This is a genomic window from Neptunicella sp. (assembly GCF_048268085.1).
Classification (GTDB): Bacteria; Pseudomonadota; Gammaproteobacteria; order Enterobacterales; family Alteromonadaceae; genus Neptunicella.
Window position 1 is genome coordinate 79,696 of record NZ_JBLWWF010000013.1, and the last position, 24,858, is coordinate 104,553.

A 24,858-nucleotide genomic window follows, 5' to 3' on the forward strand; every position below is an offset into this window, starting at 1 on the left:
GGTTCATCCCCGTGAGTACGGGGAACACGCTCTTTGGTTGAAAACCGCATCACTGGACTACGGTTCATCCCCGTGAGTACGGGGAACACCTACTCTAGTACGGATTTCGTACTTTTATAACCGGTTCATCCCCGTGAGTACGGGGAACACGATTAACTCCCACGCGAAATTCACCGAGTATTCGGTTCATCCCCGTGAGTACGGGGAACACTTCAACATATTTTCCAGTCTCAGCGGATCTGACGGTTCATCCCCGTGAGTACGGGGAACACCGTTGTTACCCTCAGCAAAGATGTCATTAGACCGGTTCATCCCCGTGAGTACGGGGAACACCAAGCCATGCATTGACGTGCAAAATTAACTAACGGTTCATCCCCGTGAGTACGGGGAACACCCACATAGATTGCCCCTTATGTTATGCGGCTACGGTTCATCCCCGTGAGTACGGGGAACACCTAAATTAGTTGTACTCTGGTTGTTTGCTGTGCGGTTCATCCCCGTGAGTACGGGGAACACAGATTGTCACTGTATCGTCATAATCCCCGTTGCGGTTCATCCCCGTGAGTACGGGGAACACTGCAGCGTTCCCGCGTGGTCTTGTCGAGTCTACGGTTCATCCCCGTGAGTACGGGGAACACGTGTCGTTCCTCATTTCGGGCAGAAAAACCCCGCGGTTCATCCCCGTGAGTACGGGGAACACTTTTAGCTAAGTGAAATCACTAACGACGTGATCGGTTCATCCCCGTGAGTACGGGGAACACATTTGACTATATATTTGAAACTGATGCGGGAACGGTTCATCCCCGTGAGTACGGGGAACACAGGCGTTATGCGGTTTTGACAAATTGGCAAAGCGGTTCATCCCCGTGAGTACGGGGAACACTTTTTGTTGTATTTTCATGTTTTCAATTTCCGCGGTTCATCCCCGTGAGTACGGGGAACACCCGTTGCGCTTGCGTAGGGATGATGAAAAGAACGGTTCATCCCCGTGAGTACGGGGAACACCGGTTATTATGCATTACGTTAAAGTCCTGCTTCGGTTCATCCCCGTGAGTACGGGGAACACGGCAAGAAATTACCCACCCAATTGCAAACTGCCGGTTCATCCCCGTGAGTACGGGGAACACTCGGGCAGATGTTTTAACAATCCGCTCTATTTCGGTTCATCCCCGTGAGTACGGGGAACACCAAGTAGTCAATGGAGCCATCGCCATATTCAGCGGTTCATCCCCGTGAGTACGGGGAACACTCCCAACAGAAACTCCTGTTTTTATATTCATTCGGTTCATCCCCGTGAGTACGGGGAACACGTTATAAATCATTATCTAGTGGCAATACTTGGCGGTTCATCCCCGTGAGTACGGGGAACACTTAGTTTCCATCGTTGACACTCCCATATTGCACGGTTCATCCCCGTGAGTACGGGGAACACGGAACAGCGTGAAAAAGTTCCTGCGAAATTGCCGGTTCATCCCCGTGAGTACGGGGAACACATCCTCGCTACAGTAAAGCGTATATGCCATCACGGTTCATCCCCGTGAGTACGGGGAACACCTAAACAGAAAATCAACAAGTTTTTCTACTATCGGTTCATCCCCGTGAGTACGGGGAACACTTCGGAGCAATGCTTTCTTGCCGGACTTGTTCAGGTTCATCCCCGTGAGTACGGGGAACACAACCACCGCGCGGCTGATGGTATGCATTGCGCCGGTTCATCCCCGTGAGTACGGGGAACACGTAGGCTCATGGTGATGGCTCCGGTTATTTGACGGTTCATCCCCGTGAGTACGGGGAACACTTGCGCGCGACGCCTGTGGTGCAGCCCATGACCGGTTCATCCCCGTGAGTACGGGGAACACGGCTGATCGATAGGCTGATCAATTTCTATCGGCGGTTCATCCCCGTGAGTACGGGGAACACTTCAATAAACTGAAATTCACCTTCGAAACCATCGGTTCATCCCCGTGAGTACGGGGAACACTGGAAAAAATCACTGGAATACCTCGCTATGAACGGTTCATCCCCGTGAGTACGGGGAACACGCCGTCTGCCCTGGCTGCGCGTATTTCTTTGGCGGTTCATCCCCGTGAGTACGGGGAACACTTAGCCAAAGCCGTGCAGCAAAACCAAACCGACGGTTCATCCCCGTGAGTACGGGGAACACTCTAAAAGTATAGTACTGATTTATAAGACTAAATTTTAGACTTATAAACCTACCAACTTTTATTGATAACTTCCAAATTATTAAAGATCTATTTCTTAACTTTTTTCTATCGGTAAAAAACGTACTAATCGCAGTCCATCAAAATCAATTGGCATTCGCCGATTTTCACCTAGAGTAATAAAGTCAAAGCCAGACTCGGTATTGGTTGCCCATGCCATTACAACATTGCCCTGTTCGGCCATTTCAGTTATTTGTTGCCAAATCATCTCACGAATTTTACGACTCACGTCACCAACATACACTCCAGCCCTGATTTCCAATAACCATACTGCCAGACGGCCTCGTAATCTTGGCGGAACCGTTTCAGTGACAATCATGCACATACTCATTTATTTACTCCGATGACCTTGTTCACCAATGGATTCAGGTTCAGGAATGGCGGGTGGTTGCGCATCGGGATAAGCTTCTGGTGGTTTAATTTCACCTGCAGCCAGGATTTCTTCTATTAAAGGAATAAGTCTTTTCAAGGTTTTATCAGTTCTAAATAATTCACGGCAAGCCAACCTTACCTCTCTATCGGGTTGTAGTGGCCGCTTAGACGCGATGCGAAACGCCGCTGGGATGACAGTGTCAAACTTAATAATATCGGCAATATCGTAAACAAAGCTTAGTGGCTTACCCGTGTGCAGATAACCAATGGCTGGGGCGTATCCTGCAGCTAAAATAGCGGCCTCAGTAACACCATATAAACAGGAGGTTGCAGCACTGATGCATTTGTTGGCTATATCTCCCTTATCCCAGTCTTTGGGATCATAACGCCGCCCTTTCCAATCAATATTGTATTGCTTAGCTAATAGTTGATAAGTTTTACGTACCCGCGCCCCTTCTATACCTCTTAATTGATCAACACTTCGCCGCTGTGGAGCTTCTTCGCCAAAACGTAGCTCAAACATTTTACGCACGACTTTAAGGCGAAGGTTTTCATCCAAGGCCAATTTAGCTTGATACAAGAGCTTATCCGATCGGGCACCACCGGGTTGACCTGCTGCATAAAATCGTACACCGCCCTCACCTACCCAAGTAATGAGAGTCCCCACCTGAGATGCCAGTTTAATCGCGGCATGGGATATACGAGTTCCGGGCTCAAGCATTAAACAGGTTACCGAGCCGACTGGAATATGCATACGTTCGCCATTTTTATCGATAACAACAAAGGCACCATCTTTGACATCAATCTTCCCCATACCGATAAAAATCATTGAGTTGCGGTCTTTAATCGGTATAGGTTTAAGTGGGATAAATGACATTCCATGTCTCCTTTGACTACTGGTTTAACAACCTTCTTTGCAATATAGCTCGCACATTGCGCCGCTGGTCTAACACCGCATGAATATAAATTATCTTATCTTTAATTTGATAAATAATACGAAAGGGCTGAACCACAAGTTGACGATAAGACGACGCCTGAGTACTCAGTAGTTCTTTAGGAAAACTACCTCGTTCGGGGTTATCTGCTAATGAATTAACTGCCATTTGTAGTTTATTAATGAAAGTATCAGCAAAACTGCTGGACACCTGTACTAGATAATAATCATAAATCTGTATTAAATCAGCGCTGGCAGGCTGTGAAAAACGGATGTTAAAACTCATTTCAGCCCGCTACGTTGGCGCAGCATGTCAAAGGCCTCATCAGCTGACATTGTTTTTCCCTCAGTTATAGCCTTCTCACTTTGTGCAATCATTTTTAACATAGCCAAGGTTTCCTGAGTTTGTTCATATTCACGCACCGATTGCACCACCATTGCAGGCTCGCCATTTTGGGTGATCACATAATGCTCGCCGTCTTCTTTCAGCTCCGATGCTATTTTGGCCGCATTCGCCTTAAGATAACTAATAGGTTTGGTATGGGTTAATAAGCTCATCGTCAATTCCAATGGTTAATCATAAGACCAAATATAAACCGTATTTGGTCTTGATGCTAATGCATTTATATAAGACGGATTAACATTAGACCGCAGCCCATACTTTTTGCCCGCCCAAACCCTGCGCACATTTGGTCGATAAACTTTTGAGGGTCAACGACAGTTAGTAACCCTTGAAAATCAACCGATGAGAATTGCACCTGATGGCCTGAGGCCTTAGACGACTTGCGCTGATCATAACGCTCTACCTCTGGTATTGCATCCAATTGAAAACCCCAATTATCAAGACGCTTATTATCTGTAATCCAGTCAATAGCGGCTTGATTCATTACATCATTCAGTTGTGCTTTATCCACCGACTTGTTGCCTTTAAACTGATATTTGGCATGCATTAACACATCATGCCGTTTGCCTTTTCCGGAAGAGTCTTTACTGTAAATAGTAGGATTAACCCGCAACTTAAACGCTAACCGCTTGCCCGTTTGTAATACCGGTGAAAATGGTTTGCTTTGAACGTTAAAAACACCACCATTAGCTTGAGGTTCCACTGCCGACAATACAAAAAATTCCGGCAATCCATTTATGCCAATCTCTTCACGAAACAGAAAGTCTCGCTTTGCTTGTTCAGTAAACAATTGCCATATCAATTGATGGGAAGCATACGCGCCTGAACTTTTAATATTCAGTAATGTTCTGGCGCTTTGCTCTGAAGGCCAGAGTGTTATTTTTGATAAATACATGATTACCCCTCTTCCATCGATACTTGGTGCATCATCCGTTGCTTAAACTGCCAACGACCGCGGCATACAGGTTCATCCCAGAGTTGAGTAGATAATATCCCCATGCTATCTATTTCAGCTTTATTTCCTTCCCAAAAATAAGTAACCCGTTTATTGCCACCTAACCACAAAGCATCCTCTTTGGTGGAACGTGTTAAGCAAGGAAATTCAGTGTCGAGCGCCTGCTTTAACGTTTCGCTTGAAATAACCTTTGGCATCAAAGGCAAGGAAGGGGGACAAGATTTTCTCCCCAGACTCAAGGAAAATTCTGGCTTTATCAGCGCTTGCTTAAATTGCTCCAACTCATACTTTGTATGGTCGTTAAGCGAAATCGCAACCACCCATAATCCATCGCAGCGGTAATCCCGGCTGGATAAAATGGTATTGAGCTTATTTTCACTCAACTCACTTTTACGACTCCGATGGGTCACTTTATTACTGTGCGATGGCACCTGTGTTGTGTGGTAATCACGCAGAAGAGAAGTAGGCGTTACTTGTTTTACAGCAACTCGCACGCTTTGTTGCAGGGCTTGTAAGTCAGCTTCTTTATCACGCCGAATACCCAGTGCCGCACCTAGCAATCCCAATATGGCAGAACGTGTCGGCTGAATTCCTGTCGGTCTATCACCGCCAACAGCGGCTTGCCCCCAACTGGCCATTGGTCCGTATAATCGAAAAACCAGATACTCTTGCATACTGTCCTCCTTAGTGACTAACAAAGTCGCTCAGTTCTGCAAATGTACCTTCTCCGGTCAAAGCATTAATGTGATAACGCTGCTCAGCACAGGCTCCGTACACTTTATCCATATTCTCTACTTGCTCAGTTAAGGCCTTAACGGCGTCAGCGGCTTGATCGCCTGAGTTAACCGGCTTTAAGAAAGCAACGGACAAAGAGCGCGGTTGTTGCTCACCTTTTTCAGCCAGCACATAACTGGCATAGGCTCTGGAAGCAAAACTGTTTTGTTTACCTTTCGGTGAGACTTTTACTGCAGCTTCGGTAAGCGCCTGAATCGCTTTATTGGCAAGTGCTTCATTGCCATCGAGATTTTCAATCAACAACGTTTTATTGATGCAGATGTAACTGTAAAACAAGGCCGCAGCAAAACCTGATTCGCCTATATGTGCTGAACCAGAGTCTTCTTTGCCATCGTTTAAGTCATCTACCGCAGTGAAGTAGTCATCTTCAACAACTACGCTGTGTACGCTTAATGCATGAGCAACCTGACAAGCAGCTTCAATACTTTTGTCAGTATTCTTCCCTGTTAACATACGTCCAAACATAGCAACATCTACAGATGATGTTTTCTCGGCTAGAACCTGAAACACGTCATCACTTGGCTCCATTTTCGACTCACAAATTCCATCAATTATTTTGAGAATTGCTTGATATTCGTCATAACTTATAAATGCTAAGGCATCCATTTCTGGAATATCTTTTTTCTGATCTTTCCTAAAAACGTTTGCAACTTTTGATGCCCATACTTTTGCTTCCTTTTCTTTAATCCCTGAATCAACCATTTTATTAAAAGCTTCAGTACCCAATTCCCGAGTTCTTATTCCAGTATGGCCACTCATTGCTTGCTCAAACAAATCGGATACCCGCCAGTTACGTTTCAGACTTTGCGAGCTAACCCTGAGTCGATCAAAACCACCCATTTTAGCTGTCTTGGGCCGACCTAAATCATCCCGGTTTAAATTAGATGGAGCATAAGAAGTTAATAAGTGCAGTTGAATAAATTGGCTCATGATTTTTCCTTAATATAATTTCAATGTAATAGTTTTATTTAGCTTTACTTGAAGCGGCACGGTAATAATCCATTGCCCACTCAACGCCAATGCGTTTACTGGCTTGATTAGGGCGTGAACCACGGTATTCAGAAAACCATTTTTGAATATCTACAGCCAACCCCTCTACTGAGACCTCACCTTTGACTTGTTGTAGTATTCGCCGTAATTTCCGAATAAAATCATCAGGCGTTTTGGTATTTTGCAGTTGAAAAAAACGTAGTTCGCTGATCGTGGATTTGTCACTATCGGTTTTTCTTCCAGCCACGGTAGCGAGCTTGTCAGTCACATTGCTTTTAACTTGAACTAACGCCGCCGCAATCGCTGCAAAACACTCCATTAACTCTATTTGCTTTTCCTCTGATTTATCGGCAATCAGCTCTTCTGGCAAACTTAGCCATAAAGCTCTAAACCCTGCGGTTAACATCACCGCATCTAAGCTTTCCGCCCTTTTCAGTTGAGCTTTATGCGCACTTGGTGCGGGTGTTATTCTCTTATCCTTTAACTGTTCGGTAGGCAAGAACATGCTTTGCCACCAGCGTAAAACTACCGTTTCAATTATGTTATCCATTAAGCCACCTCCTTTGTAAATTCAATATTGTGATTGGCAATAAAGGCCTTAATATCCTTACCGCCCAACTCCCTATGACCAAGCCACCCACTTAACAATTGACGAGATTTAATCCGTTTTGCCATAGACCTTTGATTACCTAACTCTGACAAAGCGTATTCATCAAACAGATTCAAACTGAGAGTGCGAATATCTGTTAGCCATGTTTTCGCTTGTTCAGGAGTGAGTAAATAATTTTGCTCTTGGGTATTTTCAACTAGTTGACTTACAGCCTTATAAAATATTGACTCTGTACGTTGCCAGAAATCACATTGAATGTTTCCACTAATCGTATTGTCATTCTTTTCAGCTGGATTTTTTTTGCCAAATTCAAGTCTATAGGTTTCACGCTCAAACCTTCCGTAGTTTGCTAACTTTATATGTCTCAATATTTGCTTTGATATTTCATCACTCAAGGTCGCTAATTGCTTTATTTCTCTTGATAACTTATCTGAAACTTCCTCACTCAAACTAAATATCGGTAGATGGTTTGAATACCAACCATCTAACCTAGCCTTCTCAAGATCATATGAAAATACCCATAAACTAGGGAGTTGATTTTGCTTTTCTAAAAAAAATGGAAGTACAGCGTAGAAATGGCTAACAACAGCAGCACATTTTGTATTGCTGGCATTATCAACAAATAAAAAGTCACTCCAATACTTGTAGTTGCTAGAGTCTGCGCTCCCTTTCACTGAAAGAAAAATATCACTTTTTTTATTGTAACGATAAGGTGTTAATGGGTGACTCCACTCCCCATCATAATTGTTTCCATTCCCTAATATTTTGAAAACATCAACAAACAATGTTGTTCTTCGTCCAGTTATTCCACAGTTTCGCTCTCCCTTTTGCACATGCAGCCTAATCCGACTTGGCATAGCCCAAAACATATGTAATGGATGCACATCATGAAAATATATTTCACTACTTTTTGTAGCCACTAACCAAGGAAAAATACGACCGTCAGTAAAATCAACTTCGGGATATCGCCACATTTCACGATTAATTACATTAAGCCATAACTTTGTCCACAGGCTGGAATCTAATTGGGAGGGCATAACTAAGGTTGTTAGAGGCCCTCCTCCACGGATACTTACTCTTCCGGGCTTGCAGGCCTTATTTGGTGGAGCATTTAATTGAAGAGTAAATAAAGCTAATACTGCCATTTCCAGTGACATCACTTTACAATGTTCACGTTTAATAAAATGATCTTTATTATCTTTAACCCCATTCTCTCCTGGCGTTTCAATTAATAATTGTGAAATGTTTTTTTCACTAGCCTCCTCAAGTGCATCAAAATCCTGCATAAACAAAGGGCCGTCGCCATCCGCGTTAAAGGCATGTACGACTACGTTAAATGCGTTGTTTAAAGCTTCTTCTGTAGGTGCTTGATCAAAATATTTATGCCATTCCAGCTCATCTTCTGGCGCAAAAACGGTTTGTAATAATCCGATGGCAAACTGATAAGCGGATCCTTGAAAATCCGCTCTCGGCAAGGCGAAATCTATTACATCTGGACGGCAGATCGCTGATATTGGTAGCGCTTGCTCGCTACCATCTTTAAGTTTAAAAGGTAACCATTTATCGTTAATCAAATTCATAACAAATCTTCCTTTTGTATTTCACAAAATCCCGTTGTCGGGTGATACGCAAAATTAGGGTCACATTCTGGCAACCACAGTTGCAGGTAATCTATATATTTATATTGCTGTTTCAACACCTCTACAGCGGACGATAACTGCTCTGGAATAGGCAAAAGTTTATCGGCATATTTGTTTTTAGATAATTTGACGGTGCTGAGCTGCACCGCAAATTTTTCATCTTCAATCCATGGTACCAATGCACCACTAGCGTTTTGTTTAAGCAACAACACCTCAATCATTTCAATATCGCTATAACGCGTACTTATATCACTACTGTCTTCATGCCATGCCTTGGCGCTTTGGTCACAATAACCATAGCTTTGCCATTGCAATAAATTCGATTTAGCTTTATTGGCTTTAGCCAGCTCATCTGCAAACAGTTCATGTTCTTGATTGATTAAACTTTGCGGTATTTGCGCCAACGCCTCGTCACTATAAACGGCCTCTATCAATTGCCTAGCTTGTTCAGGCATGCGTATCGCGCCTAATTCAAGCAATTTTTTTAAACCCAGCCACAAGCGCCCGGCAGAGCGATAAACATATTGGGTATTGCGAAAGTCTGTGCTTAACCAATCCCCTTGAGGATCATCGGTGTAAGTTGGTGCGTGCAAGTAGAGTATTGGTTCGCTCCGACAGTCAGTAATTCCAGCTTGATATTCTCCTTGAGCATTTCTGGTATGCCGATGTAAACGCCCAGCACGTTGGATTAGGTCATCTATAGGGCAAATATCTGAGATCATCAAGTCGGCATCGGCATCCAAACTTTCTTGAAATACTTGAGTAGCAATCAACACTTTCCCAGCACGGCTATCGCGGTTTCCAGCTTTACCAAAAATATCAAGCACGCGGTTTTCAATCACTTTACGATCAGATAAAACAAAACGACTATGAAACAATAAACATTGTTCAGGATCTTTTAGGTGCTTTTGCAATAGTTGATAGGCCTCTAAAGCATCATTCACCGCGTTTCTTACCCACACAACACATTGCCCTTTAGTAACAGCCTCGATAATAGTCTGTATACACTGTTCAATATTGGTTAACTGCTCCACGGCTACACTACGACTAACATCCGCCCTGCTGGCGAGTGGTTGTTCAAGGATCGGTTGATGGTTATCTAACTTAACTCTTGTTGCCAATGGAAAGGCCTGCTCACGTAATTTTACCGACCCTATATTTACTTCTTTTAACCAGATATCTGTAAGTCGCTGTCTCTGCTTTAAAGATAACGTTGCTGTTAATAAAATAACCGACCCGCCTTGATGCAAGTGCAACGCGAGTAGACTTTCCAGCAATTCAAACATAAATTCATCGGCGGCGTGGACTTCATCGAAGATCAGTACTTTACGATTGAGACCAAGTAAACGCAGTGATTGGTGACGGCGAGGCAAAACAGCTAGCAAGGCCTGATCAATGGTACCCACTCCAACCGGTGCCAATAGTGCTTTTTTGCGTGAATCCGCTAACCATTCATTACATTGGGCAGTGGCTGTATTATCGTTTTTCTCATAGTTTTGATCGGTAACCCCGGAAGCCAAAACTACATCACGGAATAAATCATTCATTTCTCTAGCGCCATGAGCAAGCACTATACTTGGCTGTTTATTTTTGCTTCCACTTAACATCTGCTGATAATTCTTAGCTACCCGTGAAAACATAGCATTAGACGTTGCCATGGTGGGTAAGCCAAAATAAAAACCATCAGCAGCCCCTGCTTGCATTAAGCGATGAGTCAAAGCTAAAGCCGCTTCTGTTTTACCGGCACCAGTAACATCTTCCAAGATAAAAAGTTGCGGCATGTCGTCGATATCAATGGTTTCCGCCCAACGTTGTAAAGGTGTTGGGCTATAACCAAAATGCGCCTGAATTGATTCAAAGGGTTTTACCGGTGGGACTTGATCTAAATCTGTTAAGCCAATGGCTTGCAGAGCAACTTTTTGTATAGATTGCCAATAATCGCTTAATGACTTAGGTGTGGATTGATACTTAAAGTAAAACTGATCAGAACCAATCCAGTCAGCCAATACCGTAACACCGGCTATTTGCCAACTCACCAATTCCAATTTTTTACGCCATTGTTTAGTTACGATCTTTTCGAGTGGAAAATCAAAAGCCAGCAGGTCAATAACGTCAACTAAAAATGCCTTTACCGCCCTTAAATTTTGCTCTTCGGTATAATAAGCAATGGATTGTGGATCATTTTTGTTAATGGGCTGACCATGGTGCCCTAACATACAATCCATTATCACCATCAAACTTTTTAATGCATTGACGTGTAACGGATTTTGTTGGTTAAATTCATCAATATTAAATAACTGTGCAAAAATATCCTCACGAAGTTTCTGCCAGAAATAAAGTCCCATTCTATCATGACGATATTCTTTGCCATTATATTGATAACAAGATTCAACAGTGATTAATTGATTGTTTGGTACTGAGTATAGCTGCTGAAAAGCGGAAGCAAATTTCCCGAGATCGTGGAACACTAAAAAAAATACGATCAAATCTTGTACTTGTTTAGGTGAAACCTCTAAAAATTTGGATAAATCTTTGGTAATCGCTTTATCAACATCAAGTAAGCATTTACCCACAGCCGCCACATCCAAGCAGTGATAAACCAACAAATGATAATCCGCACCTTCTTTGCCGGGGTCTTTTTTGGCCTTACCCCAATATTTAAAATATGGCGCAATGTTTTCAGAGTTCATGCTTTTCACCATTTGGTAGTTCCATCTCACTATAAAAATCCGTTTCGCATTGGTTGCAATGCCAGCTCTTTATTAAATTTCCGTTATACATTTGATCAATACTGCAGCCACCAACTTTGTACTTCTGTTGCAATTTGGGTTGTCGTTGGTCTTCTATCACCTCTCTGCCAGGCATATCGAAAACCCAAAGAGAAAGGGAGATACAACCACATCCTTTACAACGTCTAGGTTTGTGTTTGTATACATGCAACCCTCGTTCATTTATGTACACTATTCATCATCCCCACCAAAAAACAGTTCATAACCAATCAGTAGCAAAATGATTCCGCGAAAGGTACGACTGAAATAAAGCAGGACGATAAATCCCAATACCTGCATTCCAAATTTTGAAAGTAAAATGTCCCACATCGATGTTCACTGCCGTTAATTACTCAACTTGTTTGGATGTGGCTATAATTTAACCTTTTTATTCTCGGTAACAATCCTGCCTATATAACCAGTCAACTTTGTTACCCCATTGCAGCTATTTGCTTTCCTCACGGTCAAATAAATAGGGAGTAATGTGATCTATATTCAGCAAATGTAAGGGGTGTGCTTGTGGATGCTGTTTATCCGTTTTTGCAATTTGCGCTTTCACATCAATTTGCATTTCTTGCAGCAGGTAATTAACCAGTGCCGCGCGGCAAGGGATGTGTAATCGACCTTCTTGCATTTGATAGTCGATCTCGATGACTTGTTGTTGGGCTTTATTTAACGCGGGATTGGCACAAAGTTGTATGTTGATAATGGCATGCCAGTTCAGGTCATTTTCCACTGTATGTTGACTACGTGCGTCTTCAATGCAAGGCTCTCCACAAAATCGGCTAAGAACAAAATCAGCATAGTCGCCGCGTCTTTCACAATAGGCTCGCAAATGCCAGCGTAAACCGGTTTTCACGAAGGTATGCGGGTAAATAATTCGTCCGACACCTTGGGGGTTAGCCATTGACATATAATCAATATCCACCCCTCGCTGCCTTTTCATGGCGCTAACTAACGCACGCATAATTATTGGGTTAACCGCACGCTTGGGTAAATTTAGTGATGCGTTGGTTAAATAATTCGATTGATTAGTTACCAAATGGGTATTGTGTTGTTCTAACCATTCAAGATATTCGCTTACATCACCATTGATATGAGTAATTTGAAATGTCGAATCAGGTACAAAAACCTTGAGACTCGCATCATAGATAAGATTATTGGGTTGTAGTTGTTGGTATTGACTTAAATATTTTTTTGATTGGGCTCGGCTCACACCAAACTGCTGACTGAGATGCGATGAGTTAACTCCACCTTCCCAATAACTAATGAGTTCAATTAACCAAAAATGTTCATCCTTAATACTAGTTTCCATCACGTTACGGCTACGTCATCCATTTCAATAATTTAATCTAACTGCCTGATTCTATTTGTCAACCAGAGACTAATTAGAGTCCAAAGCTGCGTAGTATCCAGTAGCAGATAATCACTGGGTAGGTGAGACGTTTGGGGTTATAATGTCGGCAATTTTGTGTTTATCAACGGTATTCCATGTTTTCCGAATTAGAATTAGATGAAGATTTATGCCAGGCAGTGGCTGAAATGGGCTTTACTGCCCCCACCAGTATTCAGCAGTTGGTTATTCCCGCGGCCATGGAAACCAAAGATATTTTGGCTTCGGCACCGACCGGCACCGGCAAAACCGCAGCATTTTTGTTGCCTGCCTGTCAGTTTTTGCTGGACTTTCCCCGTCGCGATCCCGGCTCTACACGGGTACTTATTTTAGAGCCTACCCGCGAGTTGGCTTTGCAGGTTTACGAGCAAGCCGTGGCCATTGCTAAACACACTCAGCTTAAATGTGGCGTGATCACGGGGGGCATCAACTACGGTACCGACCGTGATTTACTGGAAAGTAATCTGGATATTCTGGTAGCCACACCAGGACGGTTGTTTGAACATATCGAAACCGAAAGCTTTGATTGCCGGGATATTGAAGTCTTTATTCTGGATGAAGCGGACCGCATGCTGGATATGGGTTTTTCTATTGTAGTGAACCAAATTTCTGCCGAGGCGCGCTGGCGCAAGCAGAGTATGTTGTTTTCTGCCACATTGGAAGGCGGTGGCGTCGCGCGGTTCGCTAAAGAAATACTCAATGATCCGGTCACGTTGGAAGCCGAACCCAGCCGTAAAGAGCATGCCAAAATCCATCAATGGGCACATCTGGCCGATAACTGGAAACATAAATACAAGTTGTTGGTTAGCATTTTACAAAATCAGGCTGACACTGCCATTGTGTTTGTAAAAACCCGCGAAAGCTTAATGGCACTTAAGGATAATCTGCAAAGTAACGGCATTGAAAACTGCTATTTGCAGGGTGAAATGCCTCAGGATAAACGCAACTTGGCACTGGCGCGCTTTAAAGCCGGTGAGGTCAAAGTATTAATCGCTACCGATGTCGCTGCGCGTGGCATAGATGTACCGAATGTTAGCCACGTGATTAACTTTGATATGCCGTATAAAGCCGATGTTTACGTACATCGCATTGGTCGCACCGGTCGTGCCGGTAAAAAAGGTACGGCGATCTCGTTAGTTGAGGCCCATGACATTGAATTACTGCGTAAAATTGAACGTTATACCGAACAAAAACTGAAGCGTCGTATTATTGAAGAATTACGTCCGCAGAACAAAGAGCCGCGCCCACCCAAAATTAAAAAGAAGCCCAAAACCGCCAAAGCGAAAAAAGCCAAGCTAAAGAAAAAAGGCGCCCGCCCGGCTACCCCGAATAAAGAGCCGAAAGTACGCCATCGGGATAGCAAAAATAAAGGCAAGCGCAGCAGCGACTAACGTCTGTATGGAAACATTTTCAGTACCGATATTGCTCGAAAGTGTCAGTAGCGGTACTGAAATAATCCTAGCCTTGTTTCTGTCTGGCAAAATTCCCATAGACTCGGTAGTATCTCGGCCTCAATGGAAATAGAGGTAACCTCAGGAAATGCTCACACCAAACTCTCTCGGCAGTATCGTTGTTGTCAGCACCGGGATGACCTTAGGCGCACATCTCACCCCCCGCTGCCGCAGTTATCTTGAACATGCTGATATTATTTTTGGCAGTAATCCCGCCCTGGTAGAGCAATGGATTAGCGAAATCAATCCCAACTACCACTCTTTGCAAGGTTTGTACGCCGAAGGTAAGCATCGTCAAATTACTTATCGGGAAATGGTCGATACCATGTTGGCTGCGGTACGTGAAGGTAAAAAAGTGGTGGGTGCATTTTATGGTCATGCCGGCGTATTTGCCTGGGCACCACACCGGGTCATCAAAGAAGCCAGTGCCGAAGGCTATTCCGCGCATATGGAAGCAGGCGTATCCGCCGAAGACTGCCTGTATGCAGATTTGAATATTGATCCCGGTCGTGTGGGCTGCCAGCATTTTGAAACCAGCCAGTTAATGATGTATCAACGCCGCATCGATCCCAGCGCCTATCTCATTTTATGGCAGGTGGGTCTCGCTGGCGATACTACCATTAAACGCTTTAGTACCGGTGAAGCATACCGCCAAATCCTGGTGGATATTCTTAGCGAATATTATCCACCGGATCATCAGGTAGCATTATATGAGTGTCCCTTTACTGCGCTTGATGATGTGCGCATAGACTGGCTGGCATTAAAAGACCTACCGCGGGCCGATATATCACCGATTACCACTTTAGTTGTGCCGCCTAGTGAAAAAATGGTGAAAAATCAGCAAATATTGGATAGATTGGCTGAATTGGATTTACAAAGCCAACAACTTTAATCAAAAAAGGAAAACACTATGAGCGCAATACAGCTATTAGAAATGTTAGGGGCGGATAGTCAGTTTAATAAAGCTCAATTATCGCCTGAACAGTTAAACGATTTGATTCATTTAAGTGACAATGACGATGAATTTGAACCGCCTCTGACTCAAGTCTGTCCGGATGATGAAGACGAAGATGAAGATCCAAACAACTAGTATTCTTGATATTTAGAATATGTGGAAATCTAGCATTAAAGGCATTATAACATGCCTCTTCTTTATTTCTTTTGTCGCTAGCGCTGAAAAAACAGTTGATGAATTATTAGATTTAGCAGACGAATATAGAACATCCCTCCCCGAAGAGTCAGCTCAAATTCTGACTCAAGTTTCAGGACAAAAACTCAATACTAGGCAAAAAGATCAATACAGCTATTTGGTGGCTTTTTCGTTTTTGATGAAAGGCGAATTACAAATTGGCTTAAGAAAGTTAGAAGTGCTGGCTAATACAACTCGATACAACGAAATAAAGATGAGAGCTCAATCATCTCTTTTAAATAACTATTCTGGTATGTATGAACTAGATAAAGCTTTCAGCATGCTCAACGCTTTAGAACACACCTTAAAACAGCAAGACATCGGTAATGCCGCCAAAGAAGACAGCATGCTCGTTATTACATCTTTTTTTAATAACATCGAGGAGTACTCTTCTGCGAAACAACTATCTGAAGAATTAATAGCAACTACATCCTCTGAAATCACAAAATGCAAAGCGTTGAGCAGATTACTCTATGCAGAGCTTTACATTGCTGATAGTAAAATAGTAGAGGAGGAGTTTAAAACTGCCGCTGATCTATGTCAGTCTATTGGTGAGACAGTTTACAAACAAAGTATTACCTCCACTTTAGCGGATTATTATATTAAAAATAATAGCCCCACAAGAGCAAAGCGACTGTTATTACAGAACTTGGCAGAAGTAAAGTCTACAGGCTACAAGACTATGGAGGCATACTTTTTAAGACAACTAATAGAAGCTAGCTTGTTAGAAAACAACATCGAACAGGCTTCAGGATATGCCAATCAGTTAATTAATAACTACTCTGAGACAGATTATTCTTTTCCTTACAAATTTGCTTTTCAAGCACTCAGTCTGCTTAATGAAGAAAATGCGAATTATAAGGATGCTTTTACTTTCTATAAAAAATATATAGATATTGAAAAAAAAGAATTTGATAAAAAAATGGCGCAAAAACTAGCTATCCAAAAAGCCAAAATTGACCGTGACAATCAGTTAAAACTACTCAATAAAGAAAACAATCTGCTAATGACACAAGCCGAGTTGGTAGCACAGAGAAGCCAAAATACCCAATTATTGTTGACCGGTGCGGTGTTATTACTTGGACTGGCCATTATTTGGCTGATCAAAAGCCGTATTACTCATAAAATGTTACGTAAGATTGCCCAAACCGATGAATTAACCGGTATCTGTAATCGCCATTATTTTACCAGCCAGGCCGAAGCCAGCTTGCGCTATTGCCAGAAAGTCCACCAGCAAGTCAGTTTTATCGTGCTTGATCTGGATCACTTTAAACAGGTTAACGATAAATATGGTCACCAAACCGGTGACTGGGCGCTAAAACAGGCGGTATTAGCGGTTCAACAGGTTTGCCGTGGCAATGATATTATTGGCCGCTTAGGGGGCGAGGAGTTCGCTATTTTGCTGCCCAGTTGTGGCGTTGAAAAAGCCTGTCAATTAGCCGAGTCTTGCCGCGAGGCTATCGCCCAAATAGACACTCAGCCGTCAGGGCATCAATTCAGGCTAACCGCCAGTTTTGGCATTAGTCATAACACTCAGGCAGGCTACGATTTAGACAAACTGTTTGCCTATGCCGATAAAGCGTTATATAGCAGTAAAGACTCAGGTCGGAATAAAATTTATACCTATCAGGAAGGAAACGAATTACCTGCCTAACACCCGCCAATTAGCTGGTGTGCTGCCCGTCCGTTAATTCAACCAACTTAAAATGGGTACCTTGCTCACCACGGACAAACACTTGACATTCGCCCCATTTGACCGGGATCTTCCACATCTTGTCTATCTCAACTTTAAATTTGTCGCGGTGCTTATCACAACGAATATCCATTTCATCAACTCCATTCTCGATATCGACAAATGCAAAGGCTTTACGACTCAGAATATGCCTCCAGTACCCGCGTTCTCCGATAGTGGCACTAACACTGATAGGATTTTCGCTGGCAATAAAGTCATGGATCTGACCGACCACCGGCTTTACCTTCTCGACTAATTCAGTCACCAACTCCGATGTGGCGTTTTGCATAACGTCAAACGTATCCAGCGCATCCATTAATTTGTTTTGGGTGACTTCCAGAATAAATTTTTCCTGCAAACCGGCTGCATAAATTTTTTCGGGTAAATATTCCCCTTTGTTAATCAACGCATTACTCAGATAATAAAGTTGCTGCTCAGGCAGGCCTGTGGCACGAGCATAATTGGACTTGGCCAGATCAAAATACACCGACTCGTAAAAATTCCAGCGTGGCAACTCTTCCAACTCGTTCAATGCCGCCTTGGCTTCGGTCAATTTATTGTCGGTCAGCTCATGATTAAATTGGCGTATTAATTTGACAAATTTGCGCGTACCGCCTTTGGGTGCCTGTTCCAACTTAAAATCTAATTGCACTTTATTTTCACATTGCTGTACCGGTTTGCCATCTTGCATAGCCGGGCTATATTGCCAATCCTGTATCGCGTTGAGTGCCGCTTTTTCAAAGCCTTTAATCCCTGAGGAGTCAACCACAAAGGGATCAATTACGTTACCCTGTTCATCAATCACAAAACTAAGTTGCACCCACCCCTCCTGCCCATTGCGTGCCTGATTAATCGGATAACGGGGCGCAACCCGTTGATTGGCCTGAGCCGATTGTTCGGTCTCTTGTGCAAAACTGGTGGGTATCGCGAATAAACCTAATTGAACCATGACCACAAGAGTCTTGGCGAAAATAACTTTTAATTGATGAAAGTGCATAATCAATTCCTTTTGTTTTAAGCTCGATTAGTATGGCATGCTAAAACAGTAAAAGTTAACCCCTACAGGAAAAACCAAAATGAAAAACTGGCTTCTGATCTGCTTAGCACTCATGTGTGGAATATGTCACGCTCAAACAGCAAACTGGCGTATTCCGCAACAGGACAATCTGGTTTATTTACAACTCGATACCGGTACGGTGGCGATTGAGTTAGCCCCGTTTATGGCACCCAATCATGTTAAACAGTTTAAAGCGTTGGTGCGAGAAGGCTTTTATGACGGATTGGACTTTTATCGGGTTATCGATGGTTTTGTTGCTCAAGCCGGTGATATCAGCGAACAGAAGGCCAGCGAAAACAAAGCGCCGCTAAAAGCCGAATTTACCCGTTCACTATCCACCGATGACAGTTTCCGCCTGGTACAGTCACCAGCGTTTTTAGCCGCACAAACCGGGATCTTGCATGGGTTTGCAGCCGGACGTGATCCGCAAGATAAAGTCGAATGGTTGTTACATTGCTATGGTGTGGTAGCGATGGCACGTAGTAATGACATTAACAGCGGCACCACTGATTTCTACATTAATATTGGTCAGGCTCCACGCCATCTGGATCGTAATATGAGTGTTTTTGGTCGGGTCATCTATGGTATGCAGCATGTCCAGGCAGTAAACCGTGGCGAGCCAAATAATGGCGGTGTGATTGATGATCCGGACAAGCGCAGTAAGATTTTATCTGCACATGTGGGCAGTGATTTAAGTACCGACCAGCAACTTAAGCTACATGTCCAGAATGAGTTTGGTGAACAATATGCCAACAAACTGGCCAGCTCGCGGAGTTTGGATAACCCGTTCTTTCATTATAAAGGCACCGGCAACATCGATGTGTGTTACCGAGGCGTTACCAGCGAGCTCATCTCTGACAACGTGCCCGCTAAACAAAACTAGGAACGCTTAATTCTAACCACATTCATTACTTCAAAATCCATTCCCGCTACTTGTTCAGTAGCGGGATAATAAGACAAATTCACCCGTGCGCCCGTTAGACTTTTATACTGCTTTTTACGTTTAAATTTAAATGGTACGTCACAGTTTTCAATCATCAGGGTATTCACAAACCAGTCATCCATTTCACGCTCCACATGAGAGGTAACCTTAACCCCATCGGACTGGGTAAGTTGCTGATGTTTACTTATTAATTTGTCTTTATCAGTTATCATTTGCTCACGAATTTATTGTTGATACGAACCGCTATGATAACAAATATCAGGCGTTATTTATCTTTCCATTCCAAAAACAAGATTTGTATAACTGCAACGTTTTAAGCTATCACCCCCACTGACAGTAAAATGACTATCATTGGTGGGTTGAACCACCATCGCAATATTATCTAAAGTCCATTTTAACGGTTGTGCTAATCCACAATGTTGAAACAATTGCTGACGCCACTGTCCTTCGGGGTAAGCGGGTTCAATTGCTTCAGGTTCAGAAAGTTTACGACCGGATAGCTGGATTTGCATCTGCGAACTGGCCTTATCAATACTCAGTTTATCGCCATGATTAAGGTAATGAGTTGTCGCGACCAATTGACGCTTACCTTCTTGCTGCTTAAAAATGCTATGTTGAGTATCAACAATCCATACCCCACCATGCCCTATCACAGCCATATCGGTTGTATCCGGCTTAACCGACACTAACAAGGCGGTGGCTTCATCAACACCAAATCCATAACGTGTTTGAGTTTGTGTAGCCAACATGGCCAGTCGTCCCTCTCTGTCCCGTTCTGAAAAATGCGTATCAACGATGCCTGAATTAAACAATCCTGTGCCTCCTTGGTGGTTATAGGTGACATCTGCGCCTTGTAAACCATTACCACAATCTTGATCGGTACCACACGATTCAAGCGGTGGAGCAATGGCAAACACACCTCGAAGAAAAGCATGAGCACTGCTGCCATTGCTGATCATTGGTATTGGCCGGTGATTAAACTCTCCTCCCGACTGCACTGCAGTGCCTGCACTGGTGCCTCCCACCACTAATTGGTGCGCCAACATTCTTGTTTGAATTAACGCCAATTCAGCTGTTGGACTACCATCGAATTTTCTGAGTGCTTTTAAGGTCAAGCTTTGATCTCCACCATTGAAGAACACACCGTCTAAGCTGGCCAGCTGATCCAGCATTTTTTGTGGTTGTTGACAATATTGTCGCTGCATTTCTGTGTACTTTGGATAGACAGCTTCTCGGTTAAAGCTCCCCTGTTTTTCACGTAACTCAGTCAAGCGTTGACAGCCGTTGACTCCCATCGCTTCGAGAAATCTTGCTGACTGATAGGTTTGATCCAATGGAAGCCAGACCACCTCTGCCCCCGCCTGAGTAAAAACATCCAGATAAAAATCAATGGCTTCAAAGGGATCTCGTGACGATGCAGTGATAATCGCAATTTTAGGTTTATTCCCCTTACCCGCTCGATGTTGAGCGATTTCAACAAATTTCTGATAAACAAATCTGGCTTGTCGATTTTTATTGTTCGCTAAATCTACTTTTTCAGTAACCCTTTGATTTTTTTCGTTTAATTGTATAGTTTGCAAGCAATCTAGCAATGCGTGATATAAGTCATTTGGCATATTACGATAGATTTCGGTGCCATTTAGAGATGGCGAATCAATGGTTGAAAAAACCTTTTTTAGGTTTGCCCGAGTAAAGGTTCTACCCTCAAAATCTGCATAAATATACCCGATAACTTGTTTTAAATTGTCTCGCAATGGTTCAGGTTGCTGCAAAAACAGTTCGGAAGCGAGAAACAGATCAATCCCCGACTGGCTAATTTTATACTTTTCTTCGCTCTTACCTTGCTTCACATAAGAGCTATCAATGCATTGTTCAGGATGGAAACTGGAACAGGTTTTCAGCCCTCCTCCAACAAGCGCCAAATCGTAATTAGCACCCACATTAGCTGCGTAATTTCTGATTTTAGCGTCAATATCGGCGACATTAGCCAATGCCTGACTACCAATAAAAACATTCAATATAATGAGGGGTACTGCTATTTTAACCACGAAATTTCCTTACAATTCTGATAGCCTTCGTATTGACAAGCTTTTACGCTAAGTGTATTTATTAATGCGTGTCAAACAAAAAATCTGCACAGCAACTAGTGCGAAATTTGAATAATTAATTAAAAAATTAAGCGTCTAAATTACCTAAATTATGTTGAAAAAAGCGGTCAACTTGACCATTTATCATTACCAAAGTTTTTATTTGTCCGAATGGTGGGACGAATAAGCTACCTGTCTTAATCGTGGTTTAAGCACTCCTCGTGCACAGCTGCGCCTTTTTTATCTAAAACATAATTAAAAAAACACACCGGAATGAGCTGGTTTTGTCTTTATTGGCATTACCGCTGACGTTTCCGGCATAACAACAAAGGTAATACATCATGCAACGCAACGTACTTTCTATTGCTATCGGTTTATCTATGGGTCTGGGTTTTACAAACCAGCTCAATGCTCAAGAACTCGAAACACAAAATGCCATCGAAAAAGTCCAGGTCACTGGTACCCATATTCGTGGTGTTGATATGGAAGGCTCGCAACCCCTCATCATTATTGATAGCGAAGCCATCAAGAAATCCGGAGCTTCCTCACTATCGGATCTGATGCGAACAGTATCCCAAACACGTGGAGGGGAAGGTAGCTTCTCTACTTCGCAAAGTGGCGCAACATCAACATCGACACCGGCGGGACAGGCAGCAGCTTCACTTCGAGGCATGGGTCCGGCATCAACACTGACTCTAATTAACGGTCGCAGGATTGCCGCCAGTTCCTTTGCCGCCGGTACGCAAAACTTTGTCGACATCAATAGCATTCCCTTGGCAGCAATTGACCGAATTGAAGTATTGGCAACAGGTGCATCAGCCACCTATGGAGCCGATGCGGTTGCTGGGGTAATCAATTATATTCTGAAAAAAGATTATCAAGGGGCAGAATTAACCGGTTCGTATGGCAACAGCACGGCCAGTAGCGATGAAGGAAAGTACAATCTGAACTTTGTCTGGGGTGGCAACGTTGCAGGCGGGGATTTAATGCTATTTGCTGACTACTTTGATCGCAACGCTTTCAAAGCAACTGATCGCGCTCAAACCCGCAATCCAGCGCTGCAAAGCAGTTATTCCTACTTACCCAAAAATACGCCGAATATTTATTACTACGCGGCTCTGGATGGTAACGAGATTGGCGCCCCTAACTGTCAAACTCAACTCGTCACGACTGAATTCGGTGAACAAATTTGCGCTTACTATGGCAATGGTGATGACTGGCTGGAAACACCAATGGAGAGCAGTTCAGCTGGCTTTACGTTTGAAAAACAGTTATCCGATATACGCTGGTTTACCAATGCCTTTTTTAGTCATACAAAATCTACCTCGTATTCCACTCCAGCACCGATTAACCAAGTAGATGATTCTGAAGGTCCGTGGGTACCGGAAACCGCGCTGGACATATTCAGCGACTCAGTGCGTAACAATTTATTGGACAATATGTATATTGACCCATTCTATACGCAGGCAGGACAGCGCTTATATGGATTTCAATTTGATGCACGCTTTTCTACTCCTCGCACCATTGATGTAACATCCAACGCAGTTAGACTAGTTAGTGGATTATCTGGCGAGTTCAATGACTGGGAATGGGAGTCAGCAGTGACGTTATCAAAGTCAAAGTCTGACCAAGTGGCCTCCGCAGGAATTTATAATCGTTATCAATATCATGCTGCACTGAGTGGTGAACTATGCTCCGATGGATCGATTGCCAACTATGATGTGAATTCCGATAGTCTCAGCTGTCAGGCTGGGAATTTAATGCCAATATATAATCCTTTTTTAACTGGTGACGCAGACAATGACGCAGTATTGGCATCCACTCAGGCAACGCCAACGCGCAAAGGACAAAGTACCGTTTATGCGTGGGATGCCAATATTAGCGGTGAATTATTCGAGTTTAATGATGACTACGTTCGTGCCGCCTTTGGTGCCGAACTCCGCCGTGAAGAAATAACCGATACGCCTTCACTGAACTCAAGAGCTCAGGCCAGTAATGATTATTTAGTGGATGTATTCGGTTTTGGCTCCAGTTTATCTGCCGCGCAGCGCACTCAATGGGGCGCTTTTGCCGAGTTTTATGTTCCACTGGCTGACAATCTGGATATGCAACTGGCTGGACGTTTCGACAACTACAATGATTTTGGCTCAAGTTTTAATCCCAAAGTCGCTTTGACCTATCGACCTGCTGACAATTGGGTAATGCGAGCGTCTTGGTCCACTTCATTTCGTGCCCCATCTCTGACCCAGGCCGGGGTAAAATTACGCACTACTACTGCATCGTTTGATTGCTCAGCCAATCAAGCGGTCGCTGATTTATACTGCGAAGGATATGGTGATTTGCGCAGTAACAATGTGCTGGAACTGGGTAACTCAAAGCTTGAAGCGGAAGAATCAGAATCAATTAGTTTTGGCGTTGGATTTAGCCCGACCAAACATACTAATATCACGTTGGATTATTGGCATTTCAATCATGAAAAGTTGGTTGATACCGATATGACTGCCGTGCTGGATCGTGCCATCACCGATTCAAACCTGCGCCATTGCGGGCTGGTTCCCGAAGGTGAAACCGGTATTTCTTATAGCCCGGACATGTGTTTAGTGACAGATAATTCAGGCCTTACCCTGGAAGACCAGGGCGCCAATTTGACTGAAATTCTTGATGCATGGGTCGCGTTTGCCGATCCCCGCTATCAGGAACTGGAGCTCTATCGTGACCATATTATTCAATTGCAAAACACCGGCACCCAAACCATTAGTGGTATAGATTTAAAAGCCGATCATATGTTTGAGTTTGCGTCGGGTGATTTAACCTTCAAAATTGATGGTACTCATTACATCAGCTTTGAGCGCAATAAACCCGGTTCTGATCAAATTGAACAGTTAGCAGGCACCTGGCGTTATCCGAAAGATATTGCCAGTGCGAGTATGTATTGGGATAGTAAAGACTGGTACTTGGGATTAAGTGCCTACTACACATCTTCTTATGCTGACGATATTGAACGTTTGCGTGGTCGGGAACTCGATGAGCTGGAAAGTCTGGGCGAACTAGACATGGACGGTAATCGCCAAGTCAGTTCCTGGACGACTGTCACCGCTAGCGCTGGTTACTATTTTGACAAAGCAGTCTTACGTTTAACCATAGATAATTTGTTCGATCGCCAAGCTCCCGTTGCATATGGGTCGGCGCGTGGCTTTGATGCCCTTAATCATAACGCGTATGGCACCACTTATAATTTGTCAGTAACCTACACATTCTGACTTCAAGCGCCATAGACCTGATAACCAGGGCTATGGCGCTGCACTTTCTGACTCGGT

The 24,858-nt window shown here is 43.5% G+C and carries 20 protein-coding genes and 1 CRISPR repeat array (1 of these 21 only partly in view); of the genes, 6 read left to right on the plus strand and 14 right to left on the minus strand.

The annotated features are described in order from the left end of the window. A CRISPR array of direct repeats spans window positions 1–2,164; the repeat unit is 29 nt; unit sequence CGGTTCATCCCCGTGAGTACGGGGAACAC (it extends 1,465 nt beyond the left edge of the window). Window positions 2,165–2,259: 95 nt separating this feature from the next. The 11 genes from cas2e to ACTD55_RS11820 all read right to left on the minus strand — a co-directional run bounded on the left by cas2e (window position 2,260) and on the right by ACTD55_RS11820 (window position 13,004). Next, a complete protein-coding gene (gene cas2e / locus ACTD55_RS11770; RefSeq protein WP_438864525.1) occupies window positions 2,260–2,553 on the minus strand; it encodes a type I-E CRISPR-associated endoribonuclease Cas2e in 294 nt (97 codons plus the stop codon). Further along, entirely contained in the window at window positions 2,554–3,471 is a 918-nt protein-coding gene (cas1e, locus tag ACTD55_RS11775) for a type I-E CRISPR-associated endonuclease Cas1e (protein ID WP_438864526.1), read from the minus strand. Between the two features lie 16 nt (window positions 3,472–3,487). Then, the gene (locus ACTD55_RS11780) at window positions 3,488–3,814 is read right to left on the minus strand and encodes a type II toxin-antitoxin system RelE/ParE family toxin (protein ID WP_438864527.1); all 327 of its coding nucleotides are present in this window, start codon (window positions 3,812–3,814) and stop codon (window positions 3,488–3,490) included. Continuing rightward, window positions 3,811–4,086 carry a type II toxin-antitoxin system Phd/YefM family antitoxin gene (locus ACTD55_RS11785; RefSeq protein WP_438864528.1) on the minus strand — a complete coding sequence of 92 codons (276 nt, stop codon included), beginning with the start codon at window positions 4,084–4,086 and terminating at the stop codon, window positions 3,811–3,813. Before ACTD55_RS11785 ends, ACTD55_RS11780 begins: the two co-directional genes overlap by 4 nt. A gap of 65 nt (window positions 4,087–4,151) precedes the next feature. Next, window positions 4,152–4,826, minus strand: coding sequence for a type I-E CRISPR-associated protein Cas6/Cse3/CasE (cas6e, locus tag ACTD55_RS11790; RefSeq protein WP_438864529.1), 675 nt, complete (start codon window positions 4,824–4,826; stop codon window positions 4,152–4,154). A 2-nt stretch (window positions 4,827–4,828) separates the two neighbouring features. Then, window positions 4,829–5,560: a type I-E CRISPR-associated protein Cas5/CasD gene (cas5e, locus tag ACTD55_RS11795; RefSeq protein WP_438864530.1), complete on the minus strand. Its 732-nt coding sequence runs from the start codon at window positions 5,558–5,560 to the stop codon at window positions 4,829–4,831. A 10-nt stretch (window positions 5,561–5,570) separates the two neighbouring features. Further along, window positions 5,571–6,611: a type I-E CRISPR-associated protein Cas7/Cse4/CasC gene (cas7e, locus tag ACTD55_RS11800; protein WP_438864531.1), complete on the minus strand. Its 1,041-nt coding sequence runs from the start codon at window positions 6,609–6,611 to the stop codon at window positions 5,571–5,573. Window positions 6,612–6,645: 34 nt separating this feature from the next. After that, the gene (gene casB / locus ACTD55_RS11805; protein ID WP_438864532.1) at window positions 6,646–7,221 is read right to left on the minus strand and encodes a type I-E CRISPR-associated protein Cse2/CasB; all 576 of its coding nucleotides are present in this window, start codon (window positions 7,219–7,221) and stop codon (window positions 6,646–6,648) included. Then, entirely contained in the window at window positions 7,221–8,861 is a 1,641-nt protein-coding gene (gene casA, locus ACTD55_RS11810; RefSeq protein WP_438864533.1) for a type I-E CRISPR-associated protein Cse1/CasA, read from the minus strand. The genes casB and casA overlap by 1 nt, the downstream gene beginning before the upstream one ends. Beyond that, window positions 8,858–11,611, minus strand: coding sequence for a CRISPR-associated helicase Cas3' (gene cas3 / locus ACTD55_RS11815; RefSeq protein ID WP_438864534.1), 2,754 nt, complete (start codon window positions 11,609–11,611; stop codon window positions 8,858–8,860). Before cas3 ends, casA begins: the two co-directional genes overlap by 4 nt. 523 nt (window positions 11,612–12,134) lie before the next feature. After that, window positions 12,135–13,004 carry a WYL domain-containing protein gene (locus ACTD55_RS11820; protein ID WP_438864535.1) on the minus strand — a complete coding sequence of 290 codons (870 nt, stop codon included), beginning with the start codon at window positions 13,002–13,004 and terminating at the stop codon, window positions 12,135–12,137. A 176-nt stretch (window positions 13,005–13,180) separates the two neighbouring features. Between ACTD55_RS11820 and srmB the strand changes: the two genes are divergently transcribed. The 4 genes from srmB (at window position 13,181) to ACTD55_RS11840 (ending at window position 17,376) form a co-directional block, all read left to right on the plus strand. Then, on the plus strand, window positions 13,181–14,473 hold the full coding sequence (srmB, locus tag ACTD55_RS11825; RefSeq protein ID WP_438864536.1) for an ATP-dependent RNA helicase SrmB: 1,293 nt from the start codon (window positions 13,181–13,183) through the stop codon (window positions 14,471–14,473). Between the two features lie 148 nt (window positions 14,474–14,621). Beyond that, the gene (locus ACTD55_RS11830; RefSeq protein WP_438864537.1) at window positions 14,622–15,425 is read left to right on the plus strand and encodes an SAM-dependent methyltransferase; all 804 of its coding nucleotides are present in this window, start codon (window positions 14,622–14,624) and stop codon (window positions 15,423–15,425) included. Window positions 15,426–15,443: 18 nt separating this feature from the next. Then, window positions 15,444–15,623, plus strand: coding sequence for a hypothetical protein (locus ACTD55_RS11835; protein WP_438864538.1), 180 nt, complete (start codon window positions 15,444–15,446; stop codon window positions 15,621–15,623). A 19-nt stretch (window positions 15,624–15,642) separates the two neighbouring features. After that, complete coding sequence (locus ACTD55_RS11840; protein WP_438864539.1) at window positions 15,643–17,376, plus strand: GGDEF domain-containing protein; 1,734 nt, start codon at window positions 15,643–15,645, stop codon at window positions 17,374–17,376. A 10-nt stretch (window positions 17,377–17,386) separates the two neighbouring features. Here ACTD55_RS11840 and ACTD55_RS11845 read toward each other — a convergent pair whose 3' ends face one another. Continuing rightward, complete coding sequence (locus tag ACTD55_RS11845) at window positions 17,387–18,451, minus strand: energy transducer TonB (RefSeq protein WP_438864540.1); 1,065 nt, start codon at window positions 18,449–18,451, stop codon at window positions 17,387–17,389. Window positions 18,452–18,530: 79 nt separating this feature from the next. On the opposite strand from ACTD55_RS11845, the gene ACTD55_RS11850 reads away from it, so the two are divergent. Continuing rightward, the gene (locus ACTD55_RS11850; RefSeq protein ID WP_438864541.1) at window positions 18,531–19,394 is read left to right on the plus strand and encodes a peptidylprolyl isomerase; all 864 of its coding nucleotides are present in this window, start codon (window positions 18,531–18,533) and stop codon (window positions 19,392–19,394) included. Here the strand turns inward: ACTD55_RS11850 and ACTD55_RS11855 are convergent. Both ACTD55_RS11855 and ACTD55_RS11860 read right to left on the minus strand, forming a co-directional pair. Continuing rightward, a complete protein-coding gene (locus tag ACTD55_RS11855) occupies window positions 19,391–19,666 on the minus strand; it encodes a hypothetical protein (protein WP_438864542.1) in 276 nt (91 codons plus the stop codon). The genes ACTD55_RS11850 and ACTD55_RS11855 overlap by 4 nt on opposite strands. 57 nt (window positions 19,667–19,723) lie before the next feature. Further along, entirely contained in the window at window positions 19,724–21,502 is a 1,779-nt protein-coding gene (locus tag ACTD55_RS11860; protein ID WP_438864543.1) for a cyanophycinase, read from the minus strand. A 380-nt stretch (window positions 21,503–21,882) separates the two neighbouring features. On the opposite strand from ACTD55_RS11860, the gene ACTD55_RS11865 reads away from it, so the two are divergent. Next, window positions 21,883–24,801, plus strand: a complete 2,919-nt coding sequence (locus tag ACTD55_RS11865) for a TonB-dependent receptor domain-containing protein (RefSeq protein ID WP_438864544.1) — start codon at window positions 21,883–21,885, stop codon at window positions 24,799–24,801. Window positions 24,802–24,858 lie beyond the last annotated feature (57 nt).